Origin of the sequence: Nitrospira sp. (assembly GCA_024760525.1) — a bacterium.
Classification (GTDB): Bacteria; Nitrospirota; Nitrospiria; order Nitrospirales; family Nitrospiraceae; genus Nitrospira_D.
This window is the reverse complement of the sequence record CP060499.1, coordinates 3,401,851-3,422,177: the sequence shown is the minus strand read 5'-3', so window position 1 is coordinate 3,422,177 and position 20,327 is coordinate 3,401,851. Positions and strand designations below refer to the sequence as shown.

At 58.1% G+C, this 20,327-nt stretch carries 19 protein-coding genes; all 19 read left to right on the top strand.

Annotation, left to right across the window (positions count from 1 at the left end; translation table 11 throughout):
- Window positions 1–21: 21 nt before the first annotated feature.
- The 19 genes from rsmH to H8K04_16020 all read left to right on the top strand — a co-directional run bounded on the left by rsmH (window position 22) and on the right by H8K04_16020 (window position 20,319).
- Window positions 22–942: a 16S rRNA (cytosine(1402)-N(4))-methyltransferase RsmH gene (gene rsmH, locus H8K04_16110; GenBank protein UVT18018.1), complete on the top strand. Its 921-nt coding sequence runs from the start codon at window positions 22–24 to the stop codon at window positions 940–942.
- Window positions 939–1,271, top strand: coding sequence for a cell division protein FtsL (gene ftsL, locus H8K04_16105; protein UVT15318.1), 333 nt, complete (start codon window positions 939–941; stop codon window positions 1,269–1,271). Before rsmH ends, ftsL begins: the two co-directional genes overlap by 4 nt.
- Window positions 1,271–2,989 (top strand): penicillin-binding protein 2, encoded by a 1,719-nt coding sequence (locus H8K04_16100; protein UVT15317.1) that lies wholly within the window; start codon window positions 1,271–1,273, stop codon window positions 2,987–2,989. The genes ftsL and H8K04_16100 overlap by 1 nt, the downstream gene beginning before the upstream one ends.
- Before the next feature lie 18 nt (window positions 2,990–3,007).
- Window positions 3,008–4,510 (top strand): UDP-N-acetylmuramoyl-L-alanyl-D-glutamate--2,6-diaminopimelate ligase, encoded by a 1,503-nt coding sequence (locus H8K04_16095; GenBank protein UVT15316.1) that lies wholly within the window; start codon window positions 3,008–3,010, stop codon window positions 4,508–4,510.
- A 22-nt stretch (window positions 4,511–4,532) separates the two neighbouring features.
- Window positions 4,533–5,999, top strand: a complete 1,467-nt coding sequence (locus H8K04_16090; protein UVT15315.1) for a UDP-N-acetylmuramoyl-tripeptide--D-alanyl-D-alanine ligase — start codon at window positions 4,533–4,535, stop codon at window positions 5,997–5,999.
- 14 nt (window positions 6,000–6,013) lie between these two features.
- Window positions 6,014–7,090: a phospho-N-acetylmuramoyl-pentapeptide-transferase gene (locus tag H8K04_16085; GenBank protein ID UVT15314.1), complete on the top strand. Its 1,077-nt coding sequence runs from the start codon at window positions 6,014–6,016 to the stop codon at window positions 7,088–7,090.
- Between the two features lie 5 nt (window positions 7,091–7,095).
- Entirely contained in the window at window positions 7,096–8,505 is a 1,410-nt protein-coding gene (gene murD, locus H8K04_16080; protein ID UVT15313.1) for a UDP-N-acetylmuramoyl-L-alanine--D-glutamate ligase, read from the top strand.
- A 36-nt stretch (window positions 8,506–8,541) separates the two neighbouring features.
- The gene (ftsW, locus tag H8K04_16075; protein UVT15312.1) at window positions 8,542–9,747 is read left to right on the top strand and encodes a putative lipid II flippase FtsW; all 1,206 of its coding nucleotides are present in this window, start codon (window positions 8,542–8,544) and stop codon (window positions 9,745–9,747) included.
- The gene (gene murG / locus H8K04_16070) at window positions 9,744–10,868 is read left to right on the top strand and encodes an undecaprenyldiphospho-muramoylpentapeptide beta-N-acetylglucosaminyltransferase (protein ID UVT15311.1); all 1,125 of its coding nucleotides are present in this window, start codon (window positions 9,744–9,746) and stop codon (window positions 10,866–10,868) included. Before ftsW ends, murG begins: the two co-directional genes overlap by 4 nt.
- A 61-nt stretch (window positions 10,869–10,929) precedes the next feature.
- Window positions 10,930–12,321 (top strand): UDP-N-acetylmuramate--L-alanine ligase, encoded by a 1,392-nt coding sequence (locus H8K04_16065; protein UVT18017.1) that lies wholly within the window; start codon window positions 10,930–10,932, stop codon window positions 12,319–12,321.
- Window positions 12,322–12,330: 9 nt separating this feature from the next.
- Window positions 12,331–13,272, top strand: coding sequence for a UDP-N-acetylmuramate dehydrogenase (gene murB / locus H8K04_16060; protein ID UVT15310.1), 942 nt, complete (start codon window positions 12,331–12,333; stop codon window positions 13,270–13,272).
- 15 nt (window positions 13,273–13,287) lie between these two features.
- Window positions 13,288–14,277: a D-alanine--D-alanine ligase gene (locus tag H8K04_16055; GenBank protein UVT15309.1), complete on the top strand. Its 990-nt coding sequence runs from the start codon at window positions 13,288–13,290 to the stop codon at window positions 14,275–14,277.
- Window positions 14,274–15,134, top strand: coding sequence for an FtsQ-type POTRA domain-containing protein (locus tag H8K04_16050; protein ID UVT15308.1), 861 nt, complete (start codon window positions 14,274–14,276; stop codon window positions 15,132–15,134). The genes H8K04_16055 and H8K04_16050 overlap by 4 nt, the downstream gene beginning before the upstream one ends.
- Window positions 15,134–16,372, top strand: a complete 1,239-nt coding sequence (ftsA, locus tag H8K04_16045) for a cell division protein FtsA (protein ID UVT15307.1) — start codon at window positions 15,134–15,136, stop codon at window positions 16,370–16,372. Before H8K04_16050 ends, ftsA begins: the two co-directional genes overlap by 1 nt.
- Window positions 16,373–16,434: 62 nt before the next feature.
- Entirely contained in the window at window positions 16,435–17,631 is a 1,197-nt protein-coding gene (gene ftsZ, locus H8K04_16040) for a cell division protein FtsZ (GenBank protein UVT15306.1), read from the top strand.
- Window positions 17,632–17,673: 42 nt separating this feature from the next.
- The gene (pgeF, locus tag H8K04_16035; protein UVT15305.1) at window positions 17,674–18,417 is read left to right on the top strand and encodes a peptidoglycan editing factor PgeF; all 744 of its coding nucleotides are present in this window, start codon (window positions 17,674–17,676) and stop codon (window positions 18,415–18,417) included.
- A gap of 84 nt (window positions 18,418–18,501) precedes the next feature.
- A complete protein-coding gene (locus H8K04_16030) occupies window positions 18,502–19,212 on the top strand; it encodes a YggS family pyridoxal phosphate-dependent enzyme (GenBank protein UVT15304.1) in 711 nt (236 codons plus the stop codon).
- A gap of 1 nt (window position 19,213) precedes the next feature.
- Complete coding sequence (gene proC, locus H8K04_16025) at window positions 19,214–20,023, top strand: pyrroline-5-carboxylate reductase (GenBank protein ID UVT18016.1); 810 nt, start codon at window positions 19,214–19,216, stop codon at window positions 20,021–20,023.
- Entirely contained in the window at window positions 20,023–20,319 is a 297-nt protein-coding gene (locus H8K04_16020; GenBank protein UVT15303.1) for a YggT family protein, read from the top strand. Before proC ends, H8K04_16020 begins: the two co-directional genes overlap by 1 nt.
- Window positions 20,320–20,327 lie beyond the last annotated feature (8 nt).

Below are 20,327 nucleotides of genomic sequence, written 5' to 3'. Positions count from 1 at the left end.
TGGTAATGAGTGGGTGAAAGTATTGTTAATGAATTCGTGCATGTGCCGGTACTTAGACAGGAAGTTCTTTATTGGCTCGTTTTGAATCAGCCAATGACGATTCTCGATTGTACGGTGGGATATGGTGGGCATGCAGAATTGCTTCTGGAATCAACTACGGCTGGAACACGAGTCATAGGATTAGATCGAGATTCCAAGGCGATTGATTTCTGTCGGCAGCGGTTGATTCGATTTGGTGAACGTATCGTGTTGCGCCACGGACATTATCGAGACTTGAAGCGGCATCTTGTCGAAGCCGGTGTCTCTACGGTGGACGGTGTGCTCTTCGATTTCGGCGTCTCGTCTCCGCAGCTGGACGATGCTTCGCGAGGGTTCAGCTTTCAGCGAGAAGGCCCGCTCGATATGCGCATGGATCAGACGACAGGTAAAACCGCCGCCGACTTGGTGAATAGCACTCCGGAGCACGAACTCGCCGACATCATTTTTCAGTATGGAGAGGAGCGATATGCGCGGCGCATTGCTCGAGCGATCGTACAAGAAAGACAGCGCCGCGTCATCGAGACCACAGAGACACTCGTGTCCGTCATCGCCCGATCGGTGCCGGCTTCGTATCGTCATGGACGGATCCATTGTGCGACACGGACGTTTCAGGCGCTTCGCATCGCCGTGAATCAAGAACTGGAAAGCTTGGAGCCGTCGCTGCGGGATGCGACGGAAGTCCTGTCGACCGGCGGGAGAATCTGCGCGATCTCTTTTCACTCTCTCGAAGACCGTGTCGTCAAACATACCTTCCGGTCTCTCGCGCAAGGGGCCGAAGCCAGGCTATCAGTGCTCACGAAGAAACCGATCCTTCCCTCCGCAGAAGAGTGTGCAGCGAATCCACGGTCGCGAAGCGCCAAGTTGCGAGTCGCGGAACATCAACCGAAGTTGAGGCTGTCATGAAGACTCTGACCATTCTCCTAGGGCTTTGTCTGGTATTCGTGTTTGTGTGGGAGCGCGTGGATATGGTTCGGGTCGGTTATCACATTGAACGGTTGAAGCGTGACAAGACGGTGTTGGAGCGTCAGCGGGACGAACTCCGCGTCAAGGTTTCGGCATTGAGTGCGTCCGACCGAATTGCGAAGGTGGCGACAGAAAAACTGGGTATGAGTCTGCCCCAGCAAGGTCAGGTTATCGTGGTTCAAACCAAGCCGAGCGGTGTCCAGCCCACAGACGTTGTGCCGGCCGAAGTGAAAGTCGCTAGAAATGATCTTCCCAGCGGGAGGTACTAGTGTCCGGTTCTTTCTCTCGTGGCCGTCGATATGTGCTGCTGCTGGTGTTGCTCTGTGGGTTTGGAGTGGTCCTGTTCCGGCTGGTCACTTTGCAAGTGTTGCAGGCGGCTGAACTCTCCGTCAAAGCGGACCGACAGCATCAGAAAACAGTCTCGCTTGAAGGGGCGCGCGGTACTATTGTCGATCGGCACGGCAAGATTCTCGCCATGAACGTAGAGGTGCCGTCCGTGTTCGGAGTTCCCACGACATTGGAAAGTCCCGCCAAGACTGCTCGGCAGCTGGCGCCTGTTCTACATGTGCGGATTGATGAGCTGGAGAGAAAGCTTCGACAGGACCGGAGTTTCGTATGGTTGGCTCGAAAACTGGACCCTGATCAGGGGCGCCGACTTGATCGCTTGTCGCTTGACGGAGTCGGGGTCGTGATGGAAGGGCGGCGATTCTACCCCAAAGGGCCACTACTCGCGCATGTGTTGGGTTTTGCGGGCATGGACGGCGAAGGATTGGAAGGTGTGGAGCGCCGCTACGAATCTTCCTTGCACGGCGAAAAGCGCATGATGGTGCTGCAGCGTGATGCTTTCGGACGTACGGTGTTTCCCAAGGGGTTGATGGAGCGGACTCCCACGTCGGGTCATAGTCTCACGCTCACGATCGATGAGGTGATTCAATATATTGCGGAAAGGGAGCTGGAAGATGCCGTCTCCCGCGCCCAGGCAAAATCAGGTGTGATGATTGTGCTTGATCCGAAGACGGGAGCGCTGCTGGCTATGGCGATCAGCCCGCGATTCGATCCGAATGTCGTTTCGGCTTTGAGTCCTGATCGCTGGCGAAATAAGGCCCTCACTGATGCGTATGAACCAGGGTCAACCATGAAGGCCATGATGGCTGCGGCCGCCATTGAAGAGCGGGTGGTGAAGCCGAATACGATGGTGTTCGGAGAGCACGGTCACATGACTGTCGCGAACACCGTGATTCATGATCATGAAAAGCTGGGGTGGATGTCCTTTGCCGAGGTTATTCAGAAGTCCAGTAACATTGGAGCGGCGAAGACCGGTATGGCGTTGGGAGAGCAGCGGCTGTATCGCTATCTTCAAGCATTCGGATTCGGGCAGCGAACGGAGATTGATCTTCCCGGAGAAGGGGCGGGGTTGGTCAAGAATCCGAAAGACTGGGGCCGCCGTTCCGTTGCGTCTATTTCAATGGGGCAGGAGATAGGGGTGACGCCGATTCAAATGGCATCCGCTGTCGGCGCTCTTGCAAACGGCGGTGTGCTGATGAAGCCCTACGTGGTTTCAGAGATCCGAGACGTTGACGGCCATATCATTAAACAGGTGCCGCCTCAGGCGAAGCGACGCGTGATTTCTCCGGAAACCGCCCATAGCATGACGAAGATTCTAGAAGGCGTCGTCACGGACGGCACCGGCGTGAAGGCGGCCATTCCTGGATTCAGGGTCGCTGGGAAAACCGGAACGGCTCAGAAGATCGATCCTCGGACAGGAACCTATTCGAACTCTCGATTCGTGTCTTCGTTCGCGGGGTATGTCCCGGCAGACAGCCCACGGCTTGCCATGATTGTGGTCATCGATGAGCCTCAGGGCGAAGCGTGGGGTGGGACCGTGGCCGCACCCGTATTCAGTCGTGTCGGTGAGCAGGTGTTAGGCTACTTGGGCGTGTCCTCGAATGAGCCGGTTACCTTGGCGATGGCTCCGCGGAAATCGTGATCGTACTTGGAAATGCCGATGACCTTTGCAACCATGCTTCAAACGCTTGAAGGACATGTAAGGATTCTTGAACAACACGGAGATCTCGGCGTGCCGATACACGCCATCACCGATGATTCTCGAGCCGTCTCGACCAGAAGCCTCTTTGTCGCCGTGAAAGGAGAGCGGGTCGATGGGCATCACTTCATTCCGGCGGCCATGAAAGGGGGGATGGTTGCGCTGGTTACGCAGCAGCCGGTGCGTGAGGTGCCCGTTCCGTTCGTACAGGTCGAGGATTCCCGGAAGGCACTTGGTCTTCTTGGGAGCCGGTTTTATGGAGACCCGTCCTCGCGGATCCGAATGATCGGTGTCACGGGGACGAACGGGAAAACGACCACGACGTATGTCTGCAAAGCCCTGTTGGAAGCGTTGAGCCGCCAAGTGGGATTGATAGGAACTGTTGCGTATCAGATCGGCGGGAATGCGATACCGGCGGCGCACACGACTCCCGGTGCCCTCGAATTGCAGCAGCTGCTCGACAAGATGGTGGCTGCCGGGTGCACCACCGCGGTCATGGAAGTGTCTTCTCATGCCTTGGCGCAAGATCGCACGAGTGGGTGCGAATACGATGTAGCGGTCTTTTCGAATCTGACTCAGGATCATCTCGATTTTCACAAGACGATGGAGGAGTATTTTCAGGCCAAGTTGCGGCTCTTTACCGGATTGACCGGAGGACGGAAGGCGAATAAGCGGGCCATCGTCAACGTGGATGACTCCTATGGAACCCGTATTGCCGAGCAGTGCCCTGCCCCGGTTTGGACCTATGCGTTAAAGAATAAAGCGGATTTGCGTGCCGAAGCGGTACGGCTGTCGCTTCAGGGAACAACTTTTACCGCTGCGACTCCGGTCGGAAACTTTCCCGTCGAAAGTCATCTTGTCGGTGAGCATAACGTCTACAACTTGCTGGCCGCTATCGGGGTGGCCCTTCACGAAGGGGCGACACCCGATCAGATTCGTCAGGCTGTGGGTAGGGTCATCAATGTGCCGGGACGGTTCGAACGTGTCATAGGGGGTCAGCCTTTTACAGTCGTCGTAGATTATGCCCATACCGAAGATGCTCTCGTTCGGCTGCTGACGGCGGCGCAAGCGTTGAAGACCGGACGCATTATCACGGTGTTTGGGTGCGGTGGAGATCGCGATCGGGGGAAGAGGCCGAAGATGGGAGCAGCGGCAGTGGGCTACAGTGATGTCGTGATTCTCACTTCGGACAATCCTCGGACCGAGGATCCCCACGCCATTCTCGAACAAGTAGAAGTCGGAGTAATCGACGCACTGCGACAACGGTCACACGTCCAATATCGAAAAGTAGCTGATCGACGAGAGGCCATTAAGGAAGCTGTGCGGGAAGCCCGCGCAGGAGATATGGTGTTGATCGCCGGCAAAGGGCACGAGGATTACCAGATCATCGGCACACAGAAGTTCCATTTCGACGATCGCGAAGTCGCGCGCGACGCGATCGAACGAGTTGGAGTCCGCGTCTAGCTCAAGGTGTAGGAATCGACCGGTGCAGGGAAGCATCCAGATGGCGCTGTTTACCGTCGAAGAATTGCGGGAAGTGATCAGCGATCGAGTCTTGGCCGGCGGAGGAGCCGGGTGGACGAAGCAGCGTATACGCCGCATCAGCCTCGATACTCGCTCTCTCCAGCCGGGCGATCTCTTTCTGGCGATACGAGGAGATCGATTTGACGGGCACGACTTTGTAGCGACGGCGCTGTCGCGCGGAGCGGCCGGCGCCATCGTGCTCGATTCTTATGATGTGTCGAAGCTTGCCCTCAAGCCGGGCTTGAAACGCACGGCGCCGATTATTCTGGGTGTGCGCGATCCGCTCTTCGCCTACCAGCAGTTGGCCGCCTACCACCGGAGCCGATTTCAGATCCCTGTCGTCGCAGTCACAGGAAGTAACGGCAAGACGACGACGAAGGAAATGGTCGCGAGCGTCATGGCGCATCACTGGAAAATCCTCAAGACCGAGGGCAACCTGAACAATCGATTGGGAGTTCCGCAGACCTTGCTCCGCCTCAATGATCGGCACAAAGGGGCCGTCATCGAGATGGGGGTCGATAACCTCGGTCAGACGACCAGGCTTTGCGAAATCGTCCGGCCCACGATCGGGATCATTACGAATATCGGTCCCGACCATCTCGAGTTTTTCGGGAGTATGGACGCATCCGCTCAAGCGAAAGCGGAGTTGCTCGATCTGCTTCCGGCCGACGGAACGGCGATTCTCAACGCTGATGATGCATACTTTGACTATCTTGCCGCGAGAGCTCGATGCCGGGTGGTGTCGTTCGGGTTTTCATCGAAGGCCGACGTCCGTGCGATGGATGTCAAATCCGACGGGCGCAATGGGACGATCTTTCGTCTTCTGCTTCCAGGAAAGGTACGGCACACGATCGTTCATATTCGAGTCCAAGGCGAGCACAACGTCACCAATGCATTGGCTGCAGGAGCGGTCGGATCGGTTTTGGGTTTTCCTGGAGCGGTCATCGCTCAGGGACTCTCCCGTTTTCGACCCGCTGCCATGCGGTCGCAGGTGCTGGTCAATCGCGGCGTGAAGCTGATCATCGACTGTTACAATGCCAACCCCGCCTCCATGAAAGCGGCCGTGCAGTTGCTCGTGCAAGCCGGAGCGAACAGAAAAAAGATCGCCGTTTTGGGAGACATGCTGGAACTCGGTCCGAACGCCGTTCAGATGCACGAAGAAGTCGGCGGATTTGTGGCGCGTCACGGGGTCGATCAACTTGTGGCTTGCGGGGCGTTAGGCCGAAGCATTGCCAAAGGGGCACGGCAGGCGGGGCTTGATCACACTCACATTCTCGAAGCGCGGGATGCACGAACTGCTGCCGCTGCTGTGAAAGCGATCGTCAGAACGGGGGACGTCGTGCTGATCAAGGCGTCCCGCGGGATGAGGTTGGAACTCGTGGCGGACGCACTCCAGGGAATCAAACGCTCGGCAAAGAAGGCTTCGTAAGAATCGTCCATACTATGCTGTATATCTGGCTCTATCCGCTTCACACCGAATTCTCCTTCCTGAATGTGTTTCGCTACCTGAGCTTTCGCATCATCTATGCCGCAGTCACAGCATTTCTGATCGCATTTATTCTCGCGCCCTGGGTGATCCGAAAGCTCCAAGAGGTCAAGCTGGGTCAACAAATACGCGACGACGGACCGAAACGGCATTTGGCTAAAAGCGGGACACCCACGATGGGGGGAATCCTCATCATCTTTGCCGTCACTCTGTCGACATTGCTCTGGGCCGATATCTCGCGACCCCACATCTGGCTGGTTCTGGTGGCGACCTTGGGGTTTTGTGCCATCGGTTTTGCGGATGACTACCTCAAATTCATCAAGGCCCAGTCGAAGGGACTGTCGGCGGCGCAAAAGTTTACGGCACAGATAGCGGTTGCGCTCGTCGTCGCGCTGATTCTGTATTCATTGCCCGGTTATAACACCAAGCTCAGTGTGCCGTTTTTCAAGAATTTCATGCCGGATTTGGGATGGTTTTACGTGGTCTTTGCCATCCTTGTGATCGTCGGCAGTTCCAATGCCGTCAATCTTACCGACGGTCTCGATGGGCTGGCCGTTGGGCCGGTGATGATTGCGGCATTGGCATACACTGTCGTGGCCTATGTCACCGGCCATCGATTGATGTCGGAGTATCTCCTGATTCCTCACATCGAGGGCGCGGGAGAATTGGCGGTTTTTACGGCGGCCATGTTGGGCTCAAGCCTTGGGTTCCTCTGGTTCAATACCTACCCGGCCTCGGTGTTTATGGGCGATGTCGGTTCACTTCCGCTTGGAGCGGCCCTTGGAACGGTGGCCGTGATCAGCAAGCATGAATTGTTGTTGCTGATGGTCGGCGGTGTCTTCGTGATCGAAGCCGTGTCGGTGATTTTTCAAGTGGCCTCGTTCAAATCCCGGGGGAAGCGGATCTTTCTCATGGCTCCGATTCACCACCACTTTGAGATGAAAGGTTGGGAAGAGCCCAAAGTCGTCGTACGTCTGTGGATCATCGCCATTCTGCTGGCGTTACTGAGCCTGAGCACACTCAAGTTGAGGTGATGGGGATGGTGGGGGCGGACACCATGCAACTGGCAGGAGCGCACGTGACGGTTGTCGGACTTGCACGGAGCGGCCTCGCTGCCGCTCGCTTATTGCAGGAAGCCGGCGCGCTGGTCACGGTGGCTGACCGTAAGGAGAGAGGAGAGCTGGTCAGCCTGCTTGGATCATTGGACCAGGCGACGATCCGTTTCGTTCTGGGCAACAGCTATGAATCGGCCCTCGACACCGCCGAATTGGTGGTCATCAGTCCGGGAGTCCCCTATCGGATGGAGGCCCTTGAACGGGTACGTCGGCGAGGTGTGAAGGTCATCAGTGAGCTTGATCTCGGTTCGCGATTTCTTTCCGCTCCGATCCTGGCGCTCACCGGTACAAACGGAAAGAGCACGACGGTCACGCTGATCGGGAAGATGATGCAGGAGAGTGGAAAGCGCGTCTTTGTCGGCGGGAATCTCGGGACGGCGTTCAGTGAAGCTGCCCTCCAATCCCTGCAGGCCATGAAGCATGGCCGGCCCTGCCCGTACGACGCCTTGGTGGTGGAGGTGTCCAGTTTCCAGCTCGAAACGGTGGAGCAGTTCCATCCATGGATCGCCGGGATTCTCAATGTGACCGTGGACCATCAGGATCGTTATGGGTCGATCGACGAATATGTCGCCGCCAAGAACCGGATTTTCGAGAACCAAACTCCGTCGGATTACGCCCTCTTCAACCTGGACGATCCAAGAGTCGCTCCATTACGGCGGAACGTGAGGGCTCGCACGCTGGGGTTCACGAGGACCCACTCGTTGCCTCACGAACTGGCCGGTGGGGCATATCTTGATCGCGATCGCATCATGATCACCATCGAGGGGCGGACTCAGGAAGTATGCGGACGGAGCGAGATCAAGCTCATCGGTAATCACAACATCGAGAACGCGATGGTCGCCGCAACCTATGCCCTGCTGAGCGGATGTCCTCTCAGTATCATTCGTCAGGCGCTCAAGGAATTCCCCGGATTGGAGCACGCGTTGGAAGTCGTTCGGGAGCGGCGAGGCGTACGGTTCATCAACGACTCCAAAGGAACCAACGTGGATGCCACGCTCAAGGCGCTGGAGAGCATCGACCAGCCGATCTGGCTCATCGCCGGTGGCCGCGACAAGGGGGGAGATTTCTCCCGGCTCGCTCCTGCAATCCGTCAGCGAGTGAAGCGACTGCTTCTGATCGGCGAGGCGGCTCCGCTGATTGCGAATGCGATGCAGGGGTATCAAGGGACTGAGCGGGCAAGCTCCTTGCGTGAAGCCGTTGAATCGGCGGCATCGGGAGCTGACGCAGGGGACGTGGTGCTTCTGTCACCGGCCTGCGCGAGTTTCGACATGTTTGCGGATTATCAGGATCGAGGGCGTCAGTTTAAAGCACTCGTGGAATCTTTGCCGGCATAAACCGACGGCAAAGCAGAGGAGCGTTGACACCGTACGATGTCACAGAGATCTGCAGGGACCCTGGCATTGCCGTGGTCTACCGCCGCCCCGCAGGCGTCAAAGCGGGTCGGTATGGATCACCTCTTGCTGTTCGTGACACTCATCCTGGCGTTTGTCGGCCTCGTGATGGTGTTCAGCGCGAGCGCGGTGGTGGCGGGCAATCGATTCCACGATTCCTGGTACTACCTCAAGCGGCAACTCGCGTGGCTGGTGTTCGGGTTGATGCTGCTGCACGTGGCATCCCGTGTCGATTACATCTGGTGGAAACGTCTGGCTCTTCCGCTCCTGGGTCTCGTCACGGCGTTGCTGATCATCGTATTGATTCCATCGATCGGTGTCGCGGCGAAAGGAGCCCGGCGTTGGTTGCGGCTGGGGCCTATTTCGATTCAGCCGGCCGAAATGGTGAAATTGATCGGTGTGATCTATCTCGCAGCCTACCTGGCAAGAAAGGAGGATCGGCTCCAATCCTTTTCGACAGGGTTGCTGCCCGCGCTTCTGGTGATCGGCGTCCTCAGCGGGTTGATCCTCATGGAACCGGATATGGGGACCGTGGTGGTCCTGGGACTTGTGACAGGCGGCCTCTTGTTCGTCGGCGGTGCACGTCTGTCTCACCTCTCGACGTTGGCGCTGTGTGCCGTGCCGGTCGGTCTGGTACTTGTTCTGAGCTCCAGCTATCGGCGCCAGCGGCTCATGGCGTTTCTGGAACCGTGGAAAGATGCGTCGGATACGGGATTCCAAATTACCCAATCATTCTTGGCGTTTGGGAGCGGGGGGCTCTTCGGCGTCGGGTTGGGAGAAAGCAAGCAGAAACTGTTCTTTCTCCCCGAAGCACACACAGACTTTGTGTTGGCGCTTGTGGGCGAGGAACTGGGCTTTGCCGGGACGGGCATCATTATTCTTCTGTTCGTGCTGTTTGTCGTTCGCGGATTTCAGATCTCCACCCGGGCGCGCATCTCGTTCGGGCGCTACCTTGGGATCGGTATCACAACGCTTATCGGCACCCAGGCGTTGGTCAATGCCTGCGTGGTGACGGGGTTGTTGCCGACGAAGGGGCTCACGTTGCCCTTCGTCAGTTATGGCGGGTCTTCGTTGGTCATGAGCCTGGCCGGTGTGGGGATCTTGCTGAACATCTCAAGGGATCGGCAGGCCGGACGGGAAGAGATGAGACCTCGGGGCGGGCGTGGTTGGTCGAATCGACGATGACGATCGTAATCGCCGCAGGAGGGACCGGCGGGCATCTCTATCCGGCCGTCGCGCTGGCGCGGGAGTTTTTACACCGGGATTCTTCCACCAAGATTCTCTTTGTCGGAACCGCGCGGGGAATTGAGTCTCGGGTGCTCGCTCATGAGGGATTTGAATTGGCGCTGATCACAGCCAAGCCGGTGATGGGGAAAGGATTGCTGGATATCATTCGCGGTGTGTTATCCGTCCCCATCGGGATCTGGCAGTCGTGTGAAATTCTGAGAAGTCGGCAGGCGAATCTCGTGATCGGTGTGGGAGGCTATACGAGTCCAAGCATGCTGGCGGCCGCTGCCTTGAAAAGGGTTCCCCGGGTGATTTTGGAGCCGAATGCGTATCCCGGCTTGGCCAACAAAGTCGTGGCTCCGTTTGCACAGCGGATCTTTTTGGCGTTTGAATCGGCCGGGGCCTCCTTTGATGCTCAAAAAGTGCGTGTGGTTGGGACACCGATCCGACAAGAGTTCTTGGCGCAATCAGACCGCCGTGATCAAGCAACCAAGCAGGCTAGCCGCCACTTGCTGATCTTCGGAGGCAGCCAAGGTGCGAAGGCCATCAATACCGCGGTGGTGGAGGGCTTGACTCAATTGAGGAACCGTTTCCCCGGCCTCTCTATCACGCATCAAACCGGGGACGGAGATTGTGAACGAGTCAGCGAGGCCTACCGAATCCAGGGGGTACACGCCACGGTGGTCCCGTTTCTCTATGACATGCCCGCTGTTCTGCGCACCGCCGATTTGGTGGTGGCTCGTGCCGGTGCGATGACCATCGCCGAACTGACCGCCTGTGGCAAAGCCGCGATTCTGATTCCGTTACCCACGGCGATTTATGACCACCAGATGAAGAATGCTCGGGCGATGGAAGCGGCAGGGGGAGCCATTGTGCTTGCTCAGGCGGAGCTGACCGGAATGAAATTGAGCGAGACGATCGGAGCCGTCCTGTCGGACCCGCAACAGTTGGAGAGCATGCAACGCAAAAGTTTGGAGATGCGACGAATCGATGCCGGCAACGTGATCGTCAGTGAATGTTACGCGCTGATGGGAGTGACACATGACATCAACCGATCTATTGGAGCGGCCGGAGGCTAGCGTTGTTGGGGCACAAGGCACCAGGACACAGAGTGGAACGAGACGACAACGGGTGAATCATATGACGCTTTTTCGTAAGACACAGCAGATTCATCTCGTCGGAATCGGGGGCGCCGGTATGAGCGGGATCGCGGAAGTCCTCCTGACGATGGGGTACAAAGTGACCGGCTCGGATCTGCACGCTTCTGAGACGACGAGGCGACTGGAAGAACTCGGCGGAAAAGTTTTCATCGGTCATCAAGAATCGAATGTGGGGGAAGCGCAAGTCGTCGTCATTTCGTCCGCCGTGGCGGCGAGCAATCCCGAGGTGGTGGCCGCGAAGGCCAAGCAGATTCCAGTGATTCCACGGGCAGAGATGCTGGCGGAACTGATGCGCCTGAAGTTCGGAGTGGCCATCGCCGGCGCCCATGGTAAGACGACGACGACCTCGATGGTCGCGAACGTATTGGCGCAGGGCGGCCTCGACCCTACGATGGTGATCGGGGGTAAGGTCAACGCGTTGGGCAGCCATGCGCGGCTTGGACGAGGCGACTTGCTTGTGGCGGAAGCGGATGAAAGCGATGGATCGTTTCTTCGGCTGTCTCCGACGATCATCGCCGTGACAAATCTGGACCGTGAGCACCTTGATCACTATGGCTCGATGGAGCGGATCAACGAGAGTTTCTTGGAGTTCATCAACAAGATCCCTTTTTATGGATTGGCGGTGTTGTGTGCCGATGACGATCATCTCCGCGGGCTGTTTCCCCGTATCGTGAAGCGCTATCACACCTATGGACTTTTCGATCGGGATGGGGTGGCGCCGGATTTCAAAGCAACGGACGTCAGTCTTAAGCAATGGGGCGCCGAGTTTCGTGCGTACTTTCGAGGGAAAAACCTCGGCCCTTTCCGGTTGACCGTCCCCGGCATTCATAACGTGTCGAATGCCCTTGTCGCGATCGCGATCGGCATGGAACTAGAGGTTCCGGTCGATCTAATCCGGAAAGGGCTGGCGGCCTTCACCGGCGTCGAACGGCGCTTTCATCTGCGCGGCGAAACCGGTGGGATCATGGTGGTCGACGATTATGGTCATCATCCCACGGAGGTGAAGGCGACCCTCGCCGCCGCCAAGCAGGGCTGGAATCGTCGATTGGTCGTGCTGTTCCAACCACATCGATACAGCCGAACACGGGATTGTATCGGAGAGTTTGCCCATGCCTTTGATCACGCCGATGCCTTGTTCTTGACCGACATTTATCCGGCGGGTGAACAACCGATTCCGGGAGTGTCCGGCGCGGCCCTCGCTGAAACGATCAAAGCAGCCGGCCATCCATCGGTGACCTTTATTGAGCGCAAGGAAACTCTGCCGGATCAGGTCTTGCCTTACCTGAGGCCTGGCGATCTCGTCTTGACGTTGGGGGCGGGTGATATTTGGAAGGCGGGAACCGGAATTCTCTCCCGCCTTGAGTCCACGTGATGGCCCACTATGTCCCAAAGTCTGCAACATGAGTCCAAGGCGCGACCGAGATATTCCGAACACAGATTACGGTCGGCGGTGGTCGGCCTGCGAGGGACGGTTCGCTTCAATGCACCCCTTAAGGACTACACATCGTTCCGCATCGGCGGCCCGGCTGACGTCCTGGTTCTGCCTGCCGACGTGGAGGATGTCGTCCGGCTTGCCAGACAGGCGTATGAACAGAAGCTTCCGATTTTTGTATTGGGCGGCACCAACCTCCTCGTTCGCGACAAAGGGATTCGAGGTGTGGTGGTCGGTTTGGAAAAGTTACGCGCCATCACAGAAGAACCAGGGTCTGTGTTGTATGCCGAGGGAGGTGTCGGGATGCCGACACTCATCGGTTATGCCATCCGCCGGTCTTTGGCGGGATTGGAGTGGGCTGCCGGTATACCGGGAAGTGTGGCGGGCTGTGTGGTCATGAATGCGGGAACGAGGCTCGGCGAAATGAAGGACTCGGTGAAAGCGGTCCGGATCGTATCGCCGAACGGCACGCTCATCGATTGTCAAGCCAGAACGATCGAATTTGAGTATCGCCGGGCGATGGTACCACCGGGCATTGTAGTCGGAGTCTGGCTTCAGCTGAAGCCGGGGGTGCGGGCGGACATTGAAAAGGTGGTGAAGGAGTATCTGCGCTATCGCCGCGATACCCAGCCGCTCACGCTGCCGAGTGCCGGCTGTGTGTTCAAGAATCCGATGAACGATTCAGCGGGGCGAGTCGTCGAAGCGGCAGGGCTGAAGGGAGCGTCGGTCGGCGATGCCTGTGTCTCGACGAAACATGCCAACTTCATTGTGAACCAAGGCCACGCCAGCGCCGGTGACGTGCTGTCGCTCATCAGAAAGGTGCGCGCTCAGGTCGCTCGCAAGACCGGGGTCAAGTTGGAATTGGAGTTGAAACTGGTAGGGCAAGCGTAAAGAGAGGGAATGTCGATGCCGACTGGTCGAATGACAGATGCGCGGATCGGCGTGCTGATGGGAGGACAATCTTCGGAGCGGGAGATTTCCCTGAAAACCGGCCGCGCCGTCCATCAGTCGCTGATCCGTCGCGGGTACGATGCGGTGACCATCGACGTCACCGATCGTCTTCATCGGGATTTGGAGGATCAGAAGGTGGCCATTGCCTTTCTCTCGCTGCATGGGCCGGGAGGGGAAGACGGAACAGTCCAAGGGTTTCTCGAGACGCTTGGAATTCCGTACACAGGGTCCGGTGTACGGGCAAGTGCCGTGGGAATGCATAAGACGGTCACCAAAACGCTATTGGCTGCGCACGGTGTTCCGGTTCCTGCCGGAACAGTGGTACGGGAAGGTGACAGACCGTCACTGGCGAAGATTCTACGGGAGGCGCGACTTGAATTGCCCGTCGTCGTCAAGCCGGTGTCTCAGGGCTCCACGATCGGGGTGACGATTGTGCGTCGTACGAGCCAATGGAAAGAGGCGCTCGCCCTGGCGCATCGCTATGACCCGGAGGTGATGGTCGAAAGCTATATTCCGGGGCATGAAGCCGCCGTTTCCATCCTTGGGACGGCGACGGACGGCGCGACCGTACTCCCGGCGATTGAAATCGTGGCGCCTCAGGGTTTTTACGATTTCTCGGCCAAGTATCAGAAGGGCAGGACCCGGTATCTCTGTCCCGCTCCCTTTCCTCCCAAGGTGCTTCGGCGAGTCAGTGAACTGGCGAGCCGAACCTACGACGTGGTGGGCTGCGAGGGAGCGGCCCGCGTGGATTTTCGAATCACTCCGAGAGGCCGGCCCTATGTCCTGGAAATCAACACCGTGCCCGGCATGACAGAAACCAGTCTTCTGCCGATGGCCGCAGCTCAAGTAGGAATCGGGTACGACGCGTTGGTCGAGCGGATCCTGCAGTCGGCGCTCGATCGCGCGGCTCGGCGCGCACAAGCTGTCAATCAGGAGTCAGCGTGATGCGATTCTTCTTGAAGAAACGCCGGACGGAGACTGCACGCCCACGAAAGAATCAGTGGAAGGATCCGCAAGGGGAGAAAGCCGTGAAGGAAGCCGGACGAGCGAAAGCCGCCAGACGGAAGGCCCTCGTTCGTTGGGCCGGCGTGGCGGCCGCGATAGCGTTTGGGACAGGGCTCATCGTGATGGGCGTCAGATACACCGGCCCGGCGTTCCAACATCTGTTGGAGATCACGACGATCACAGTCGAGGGAGCGCACCATATCGATAAACAGAACGTGCTCGACCTTGCTAAGGTGAAACCCGGGACGCCGCTCCACCTGATCGTCACGACGGCCATTAAGGAACAGGTGGAATCTCATCCGTGGGTCAAAACGGCTGAAGTGACCCGTGTTCCCCTTCATGAGTTGCGAATCTCGGTGGTCGAACGAAAGCCCGCGGCGATCGTACGTGCTGAGTCACAGAATTTCCTGAGCGATGAGGAAGGGCATGTACTTTCCCGGCTCGGTCAGACCGACGATGACGCGTTGCCTCTCGTCACGGGAATCGATCTGCAAGGGTTGCTGCAAGGAACGCAAGCGGTACGACAGGCCATTGTGTCTGGCGTCGAACTCGCCAGGGTGGTCGGGAGAACCCTCGATGGCCGGCTGCAAGTACACGCGGATAACCCGTCGAATTTGGTGGCCCTTGTCCAGGGAGTCCGATTCCAATTCGGGCAGGAAGCGATCGGGGAGCAGTGGGAGCGGTTCCAACGTATCAAACCGACGCTGAAAACGCTCAACTTTGACGGACATGGACACGGAGCGCACGAAGTGGATCTGCGGTACGAGAACCGGATCATCGTACGCGAAGGGGGGTGATGGCGGTGCCAAAACGGGATCAAATTCTGGTCGGGCTCGACATCGGAACCACGAAGATCTGCGCGATCGTGGCGGAGATGACCGATGGGGGAGGTCTCAACATCATCGGTGTCGGATCGAGCCCTTCGCGCGGCTTGCGTAAAGGAGTGGTCGTCGATATCGAAAGCACCGTCGAATCCATCAAGAAAGCCGTCGAAGAAGCGGAACTGATGGCGGCGGTCCAGATCAATTCAGTCTATACCGGTATCGCAGGCAGCCATATTTCCGCTGAAAACTGTAAGGGCGTCGTGGCGCTCAAGCGGGCCGAGGTGACCCGCGAAGATATCCATCGCGCCATCGAAAGCGCGCGCACGCTCGCCGTGATCCCCCATGAGCGGAGGATTCTGCACGTCCTGCCGCGGGAATTCATGGTGGACGGACAAGAAGGAGTACGTGAACCTTTGGGTCTGTCGGGTAATCGGTTGGAAGTCAACGTCCACGTCATCACCGGTGCCGTCACTTCCGCCCAGAACATCGTCAAAAGCGTGAACCGGGCGGGACTCGACGTGGTGGACATCATTCTGCAGCCGCTTGCCTCGAGTGAGGCGGTATTGAGTCAGGAAGAACGCGATTTGGGCGTGGCCATGGTGGATTTGGGAGGAGGGACCACAGACCTCGCTATTTTCCTGGACGGCAGTATCCGTCACTCGGCGGTTCTCCCCATCGGCGGTCAAAATTTGACGAAGGACTTGGCCATCGGCCTGCTCACGTCACAAACCGAAGCTGAGAAGATCAAGACTCAACATGGTGTGGCGCGGACCGAGTTGGTGACCGGACATCAGATCGTCGAAGTGCCCTCGGTCGGGGATCGGCCCGCTCGAACATTTTCCCGGCGGGATATCGCCGAGATCTTGGAGCCGCGGGTTGACGAGATGTTTGACCTCGTCCGTAGAGAGATTGCCCGCGCCGGCTATGAAGGGATGTTGGGCGCCGGTGTGGTGATTACCGGCGGCACGTCACTGTTGGACGGCATGCCCGATGCCGCCGAGAAAGTATTGAATCTTCCGGCGCGCCGAGGGGTACCGTCCGGTGTCGGAGGGCTCAGAGATATCGTCGGCCATCCCAGTCACTCGACGGGGGTTGGTCTCTTGTGGCATGCCCGGCGACATGTCGATGAACTGGAGACGGCCGGGCTTCGTAACGGAGGAACCTGGGCCAGAATGTTCGGGTGGACGAAGCGGGTGTTGGAGGTCTTTTAACCTTAAAAACCTTGCGGACAACCGATGGTTGTCGCGCTGGGTGATGTGAGGGAGGTGTCCCAATGTTCTCATTCCAGGAAGATGTGCTGTCGCCGGTCCGTATCAAGGTGATCGGGATCGGCGGCGCCGGATGCAATGCGATCAACACGATGATCACCTCCGGGTTAGCTCGTGTCGATTTTATCGCGAGCAACACCGACCTTCAGGCACTTGACCGGTCCCTGGCTTCCTTCAAGATCCAACTCGGGCCGGAACGGACCAGGGGGTTGGGCGCGGGGGCAAAGCCGGAAGTCGGTCGGGACGCGGCGCTTGAAAGCAAGGAGCACATCCGTGAATGTCTCGAAGGGGCCGATATGGTCTTCGTCACCGCGGGAATGGGTGGAGGAACCGGGACCGGAGCCGCTCCCATCGTGGCCAGCATTGCCCGCGAAATGGGTATTCTCACGGTAGGCGTCGTGACGAAGCCGTTTCAGTATGAAGGCCAACGGCGACACAAGCATGCCGAAGAGGGAATCCGGGACCTGCGCCGGCATGTCGATACATTACTCGTGATTCCCAATCAGCGGCTGCTGGGGATCGTCGACAAATCAACTCCCTTGCTGGAAGCGTTCAAGGTCGCGGACGATGTATTGCGACAAGCCATTCAAGGCATCGCCGATGTCATTACCACCACCGGCCATGTGAACGTCGATTTTGCCGACGTCCGCACGGTGATGTCGCACACCGGACGAGCGGTCATGGGCATGGGCGTTTCCCGTGGGCCGAACCGGGCGATCGAAGCGGCCCAAAGGGCCATGTGCAGTCCTCTCCTGGAAGAAGGAAGCGTCGAAGGCGCCCGTGGAGTTCTCCTGAACATTACGGGAGGTCCCAGTATGTCGCTGCATGAAATCGAGGAGGCTGCGTCCATCATTCAGCAGACGGCGGATCCGGAAGCCAATATCATCGTCGGGCAGGTCATCAACCCCGACATGGGAGACGAACTCGTCATTACGGTGATCGCGACCGGATTTGAACGAGAAGAGGATGCAGCAGCTGCCACGATGGGGATGGACCGGGGAACCAATCGGCCGGCCAAACCTGTGCAACCGGTGTTGGCAGGCGTGGGCGCCTCCGTTGGGATGGATCGACCGATGAAGGATCTGGACCGCCCCACGTTTTTGAGACGAATGACCGATGCGCGGGAATCCTTGGACCGAGTTGGTTTGGCGGCCGAAGATGAATGGGATGTTCCGACGTTTCTTCGCAAACAAGCGGACTAGTTCCCGTCCCGGTCGTCACATCCTGCGGGGTTGGGCGTTGAGATGACGAGTCCATCGGTCATTACTGTCCCGGCATTTGCGGATGCTCGGAGTCAGATCCGTCATTTTTTCGGGACCCGCCGGCATGCCGCGGGGTTCGACCTTGAAGTGGGTGTTCCATTGCGAGGACTACAAGGGACCGCGTCGTCTTCATGGACGCTTTCTGTCAAGCAGGTCCATGGGACGGATGCCCTCGTAGTCGATCGTGCACTCGCTTCAACGGATCGATTTATCGGCGGATGGGACGCCTTGGTGACTGATCGGCCCGGGATCATGGTAGCCGTGCGGACAGCGGATTGCGTTCCGATATTGATGCATGACTCCAAGCGTCGTGTCGTCGCCGCGATCCATGCCGGCTGGCGGGGAGCTGTTGGCGGGATCGTACCCAAAACACTGGCGCTGTTACAGGCTCGCTTCGGCTCAGTTCCTGAAGAGATCCGTATCAGTATCGGACCGTCCGCCGGTGTCTGTTGCTATGAGGTGGATGAGCCCGTTCTGAACAGCTTGCGTAAGGAGTTTGCAGGTTGGGACAAGGTGATTCGAAGCAGGAAGGGCGGAAAAACACACCTTGATTTGAAAGCACTCGTCAAAGAACAAGCACAGGCCTTTGGGGCCGTTCCTCAGTCCATCACGACCGTGAACCTCTGTACCATTTGCCATGGAGATCTCTTTTTTTCCTATCGGCGAGAGGGCAAAGTCAACGGGACTATGGTTAGCGCAATCGGCTTGCCGCTGAAGCGAAGATAGCTCAGACTCTGCCAATTCTCAGGTTCTTCCGCTAGAATAGGGACGGTTCGCTGAATGAGCGGCCGCGACTCATGAGAATGGACGATGGACCCGCTCATCCAAGAGACGATCGCCACGCGTGTTCGAACGGTACTGACGAGAATTCGGTCAGCCGAAGAAAGGGCCGGACGCCCCGGCGGCAGCGTTCGACTCGTGGCTGCGACAAAAACCGTGATGGTCGACCACATTGCGGAAGGGATGCGCGCCGGCTTGTCCATCTTGGGCGAAAATCGTGTGCAGGAAGCGCTTTCTAAGATACCCGCGCTTTCTCAGGCGTCCGTGCAATGGCATTTTATCGGGCACCTCCAGCGGAGGAAAGTGCGGTCAGTGATCGGTGTATTCGACTTGATTCATTCGGTGGACAGCCTGGACCTGGCGCATGAAATCGACCGTCGTGCGGGAGAGGCCGGCCGCCGACAGAATGTCTTGCTGGAAGTGAATATCGGAGATGAGCCCACGAAGACAGGGTTTCGTGCGGACGACGTGATGCGATCGCTATCGAGCATGGCGGAACTTCCCCATATCTCTATCAAAGGTCTCATGACGATCCCCCCACCAACCGCTGATCCGGACTCGGCTCGACCGTATTTCAGGAAACTCAGGGAATTGGCTCGCCAGATCGTGGCGTTCCAGATACCCTCCGTGAGCATGGAGGAACTGTCGATGGGCATGTCGAACGACTATGAAGCCGCCATCGAGGAAGGGGCGACACTGGTCCGTGTCGGCACCGCTCTCTTTGGAGCACGCGATGCCTAGGATGGTTCCCGCAAGACATCTTGGCTTTATCGGCGGCGGTCGCATGGCGGAGGCGTTGATTAGTGGAGTTCTCTCGGCCAAAGTATACAAGTCTGAACAGATCCAGGTGGCTGATCCGGATGCAACCCGGCTGGATCACCTCAAGAAGCTATACGGGGTGCAGGTCGGTCTCTCGAATCATGACATCATTGGCTCGAGCGACGTCGTCGTCCTGGCCGTCAAACCGCAGATGATGGCAGAAGCCCTTAAGGGGGTCGGCACCGTCTCGGCCAAGCGGCTCGTGATTTCAGTGGCTGCCGGCGTGCGAATCAGCCGAATCATGGACGCGTGTGGGCGGCACACCCGGGTCGTTCGTGCCATGCCGAATACGCCGGCGATGGTCGGGGAAGGGATGACGGCGTTGGCGATCGGGCCCGGAGTGGGTGAAGACGGAATCGCCTGCGCCCGGCAGATCTTCGAATCAGTGGGCAGAGTCGTCTCTGTCGAGGAGCGTCTCATGGATGCGGTGACCGGGTTAAGCGGAAGCGGACCTGCATACGTGTTTCTCGCGATAGAAGCCATGGCCGATGGTGGGGTAAAAATGGGGTTGCCGAGGGATACGGCCGGCCTGCTCGCAGCGCAAACCGTGTTGGGTGCCGCCCGGTTGGTCTTGGAGACTGGGCAACATCCTGCTCGCCTCAAGGATCAGGTTGCCTCTCCCGGTGGAACGACCATCGCGGGCCTGCATCGACTGGAGCAGGGCGGCCTTCGAGCTGTGTTGATCGATGCCGTTGAAGCTGCCACGAAACGTTCTCAGGAGCTTGGAAGCTGATGTTCGTGCTGGGAAATACGTTGTTGGGTTTTGCGACCGTGCTGGATTATGCGCTGACGTTCTATAGCTGGATCGTGATTGCACGGGCACTCATCTCTTGGGTAAATCCGGACCCGTGGAATCCGATCGTCCAATTCCTGACTCGCGCAACGGAACCGGTCTTGGCTCCGCTCCGACGGAGACTGGGTTGGGGGATGGGCATCGATTGGTCGCCGCTGGTCGTCATCGTGGGGATCTGGTTTGTGCAGATCGCGGTGGTGCAGTCGATTAAAGATTTTGCGTTGCGGATGAACTGACTCAACCA

Bases quoted from the DNA above. Each gene is read 5' to 3' on its own strand.
- H8K04_16030 (UVT15304.1), top strand. From the start codon at position 18,502: ATGGACCCGCTCATCCAAGAGACGATCGCCACGCGTGTTCGAACGGTA.
- pgeF (UVT15305.1), top strand. From the start codon at position 17,674: ATGACGAGTCCATCGGTCATTACTGTCCCGGCATTTGCGGATGCTCGG.
- H8K04_16085 (UVT15314.1), top strand. From the start codon at position 6,014: ATGCTGTATATCTGGCTCTATCCGCTTCACACCGAATTCTCCTTCCTG.
- proC (UVT18016.1), top strand. From the start codon at position 19,214: ATGGTTCCCGCAAGACATCTTGGCTTTATCGGCGGCGGTCGCATGGCG.
- ftsW (UVT15312.1), top strand. From the start codon at position 8,542: ATGTCACAGAGATCTGCAGGGACCCTGGCATTGCCGTGGTCTACCGCC.
- H8K04_16095 (UVT15316.1), top strand. From the start codon at position 3,008: ATGACCTTTGCAACCATGCTTCAAACGCTTGAAGGACATGTAAGGATT.
- H8K04_16055 (UVT15309.1), top strand. From the start codon at position 13,288: ATGCCGACTGGTCGAATGACAGATGCGCGGATCGGCGTGCTGATGGGA.
- ftsL (UVT15318.1), top strand. From the start codon at position 939: ATGAAGACTCTGACCATTCTCCTAGGGCTTTGTCTGGTATTCGTGTTT.
- ftsA (UVT15307.1), top strand. From the start codon at position 15,134: ATGGCGGTGCCAAAACGGGATCAAATTCTGGTCGGGCTCGACATCGGA.
- H8K04_16065 (UVT18017.1), top strand. From the start codon at position 10,930: ATGACGCTTTTTCGTAAGACACAGCAGATTCATCTCGTCGGAATCGGG.
- H8K04_16020 (UVT15303.1), top strand. From the start codon at position 20,023: ATGTTCGTGCTGGGAAATACGTTGTTGGGTTTTGCGACCGTGCTGGAT.
- murB (UVT15310.1), top strand. From the start codon at position 12,331: ATGTCCCAAAGTCTGCAACATGAGTCCAAGGCGCGACCGAGATATTCC.
- murD (UVT15313.1), top strand. From the start codon at position 7,096: ATGGTGGGGGCGGACACCATGCAACTGGCAGGAGCGCACGTGACGGTT.
- murG (UVT15311.1), top strand. From the start codon at position 9,744: ATGACGATCGTAATCGCCGCAGGAGGGACCGGCGGGCATCTCTATCCG.
- ftsZ (UVT15306.1), top strand. From the start codon at position 16,435: ATGTTCTCATTCCAGGAAGATGTGCTGTCGCCGGTCCGTATCAAGGTG.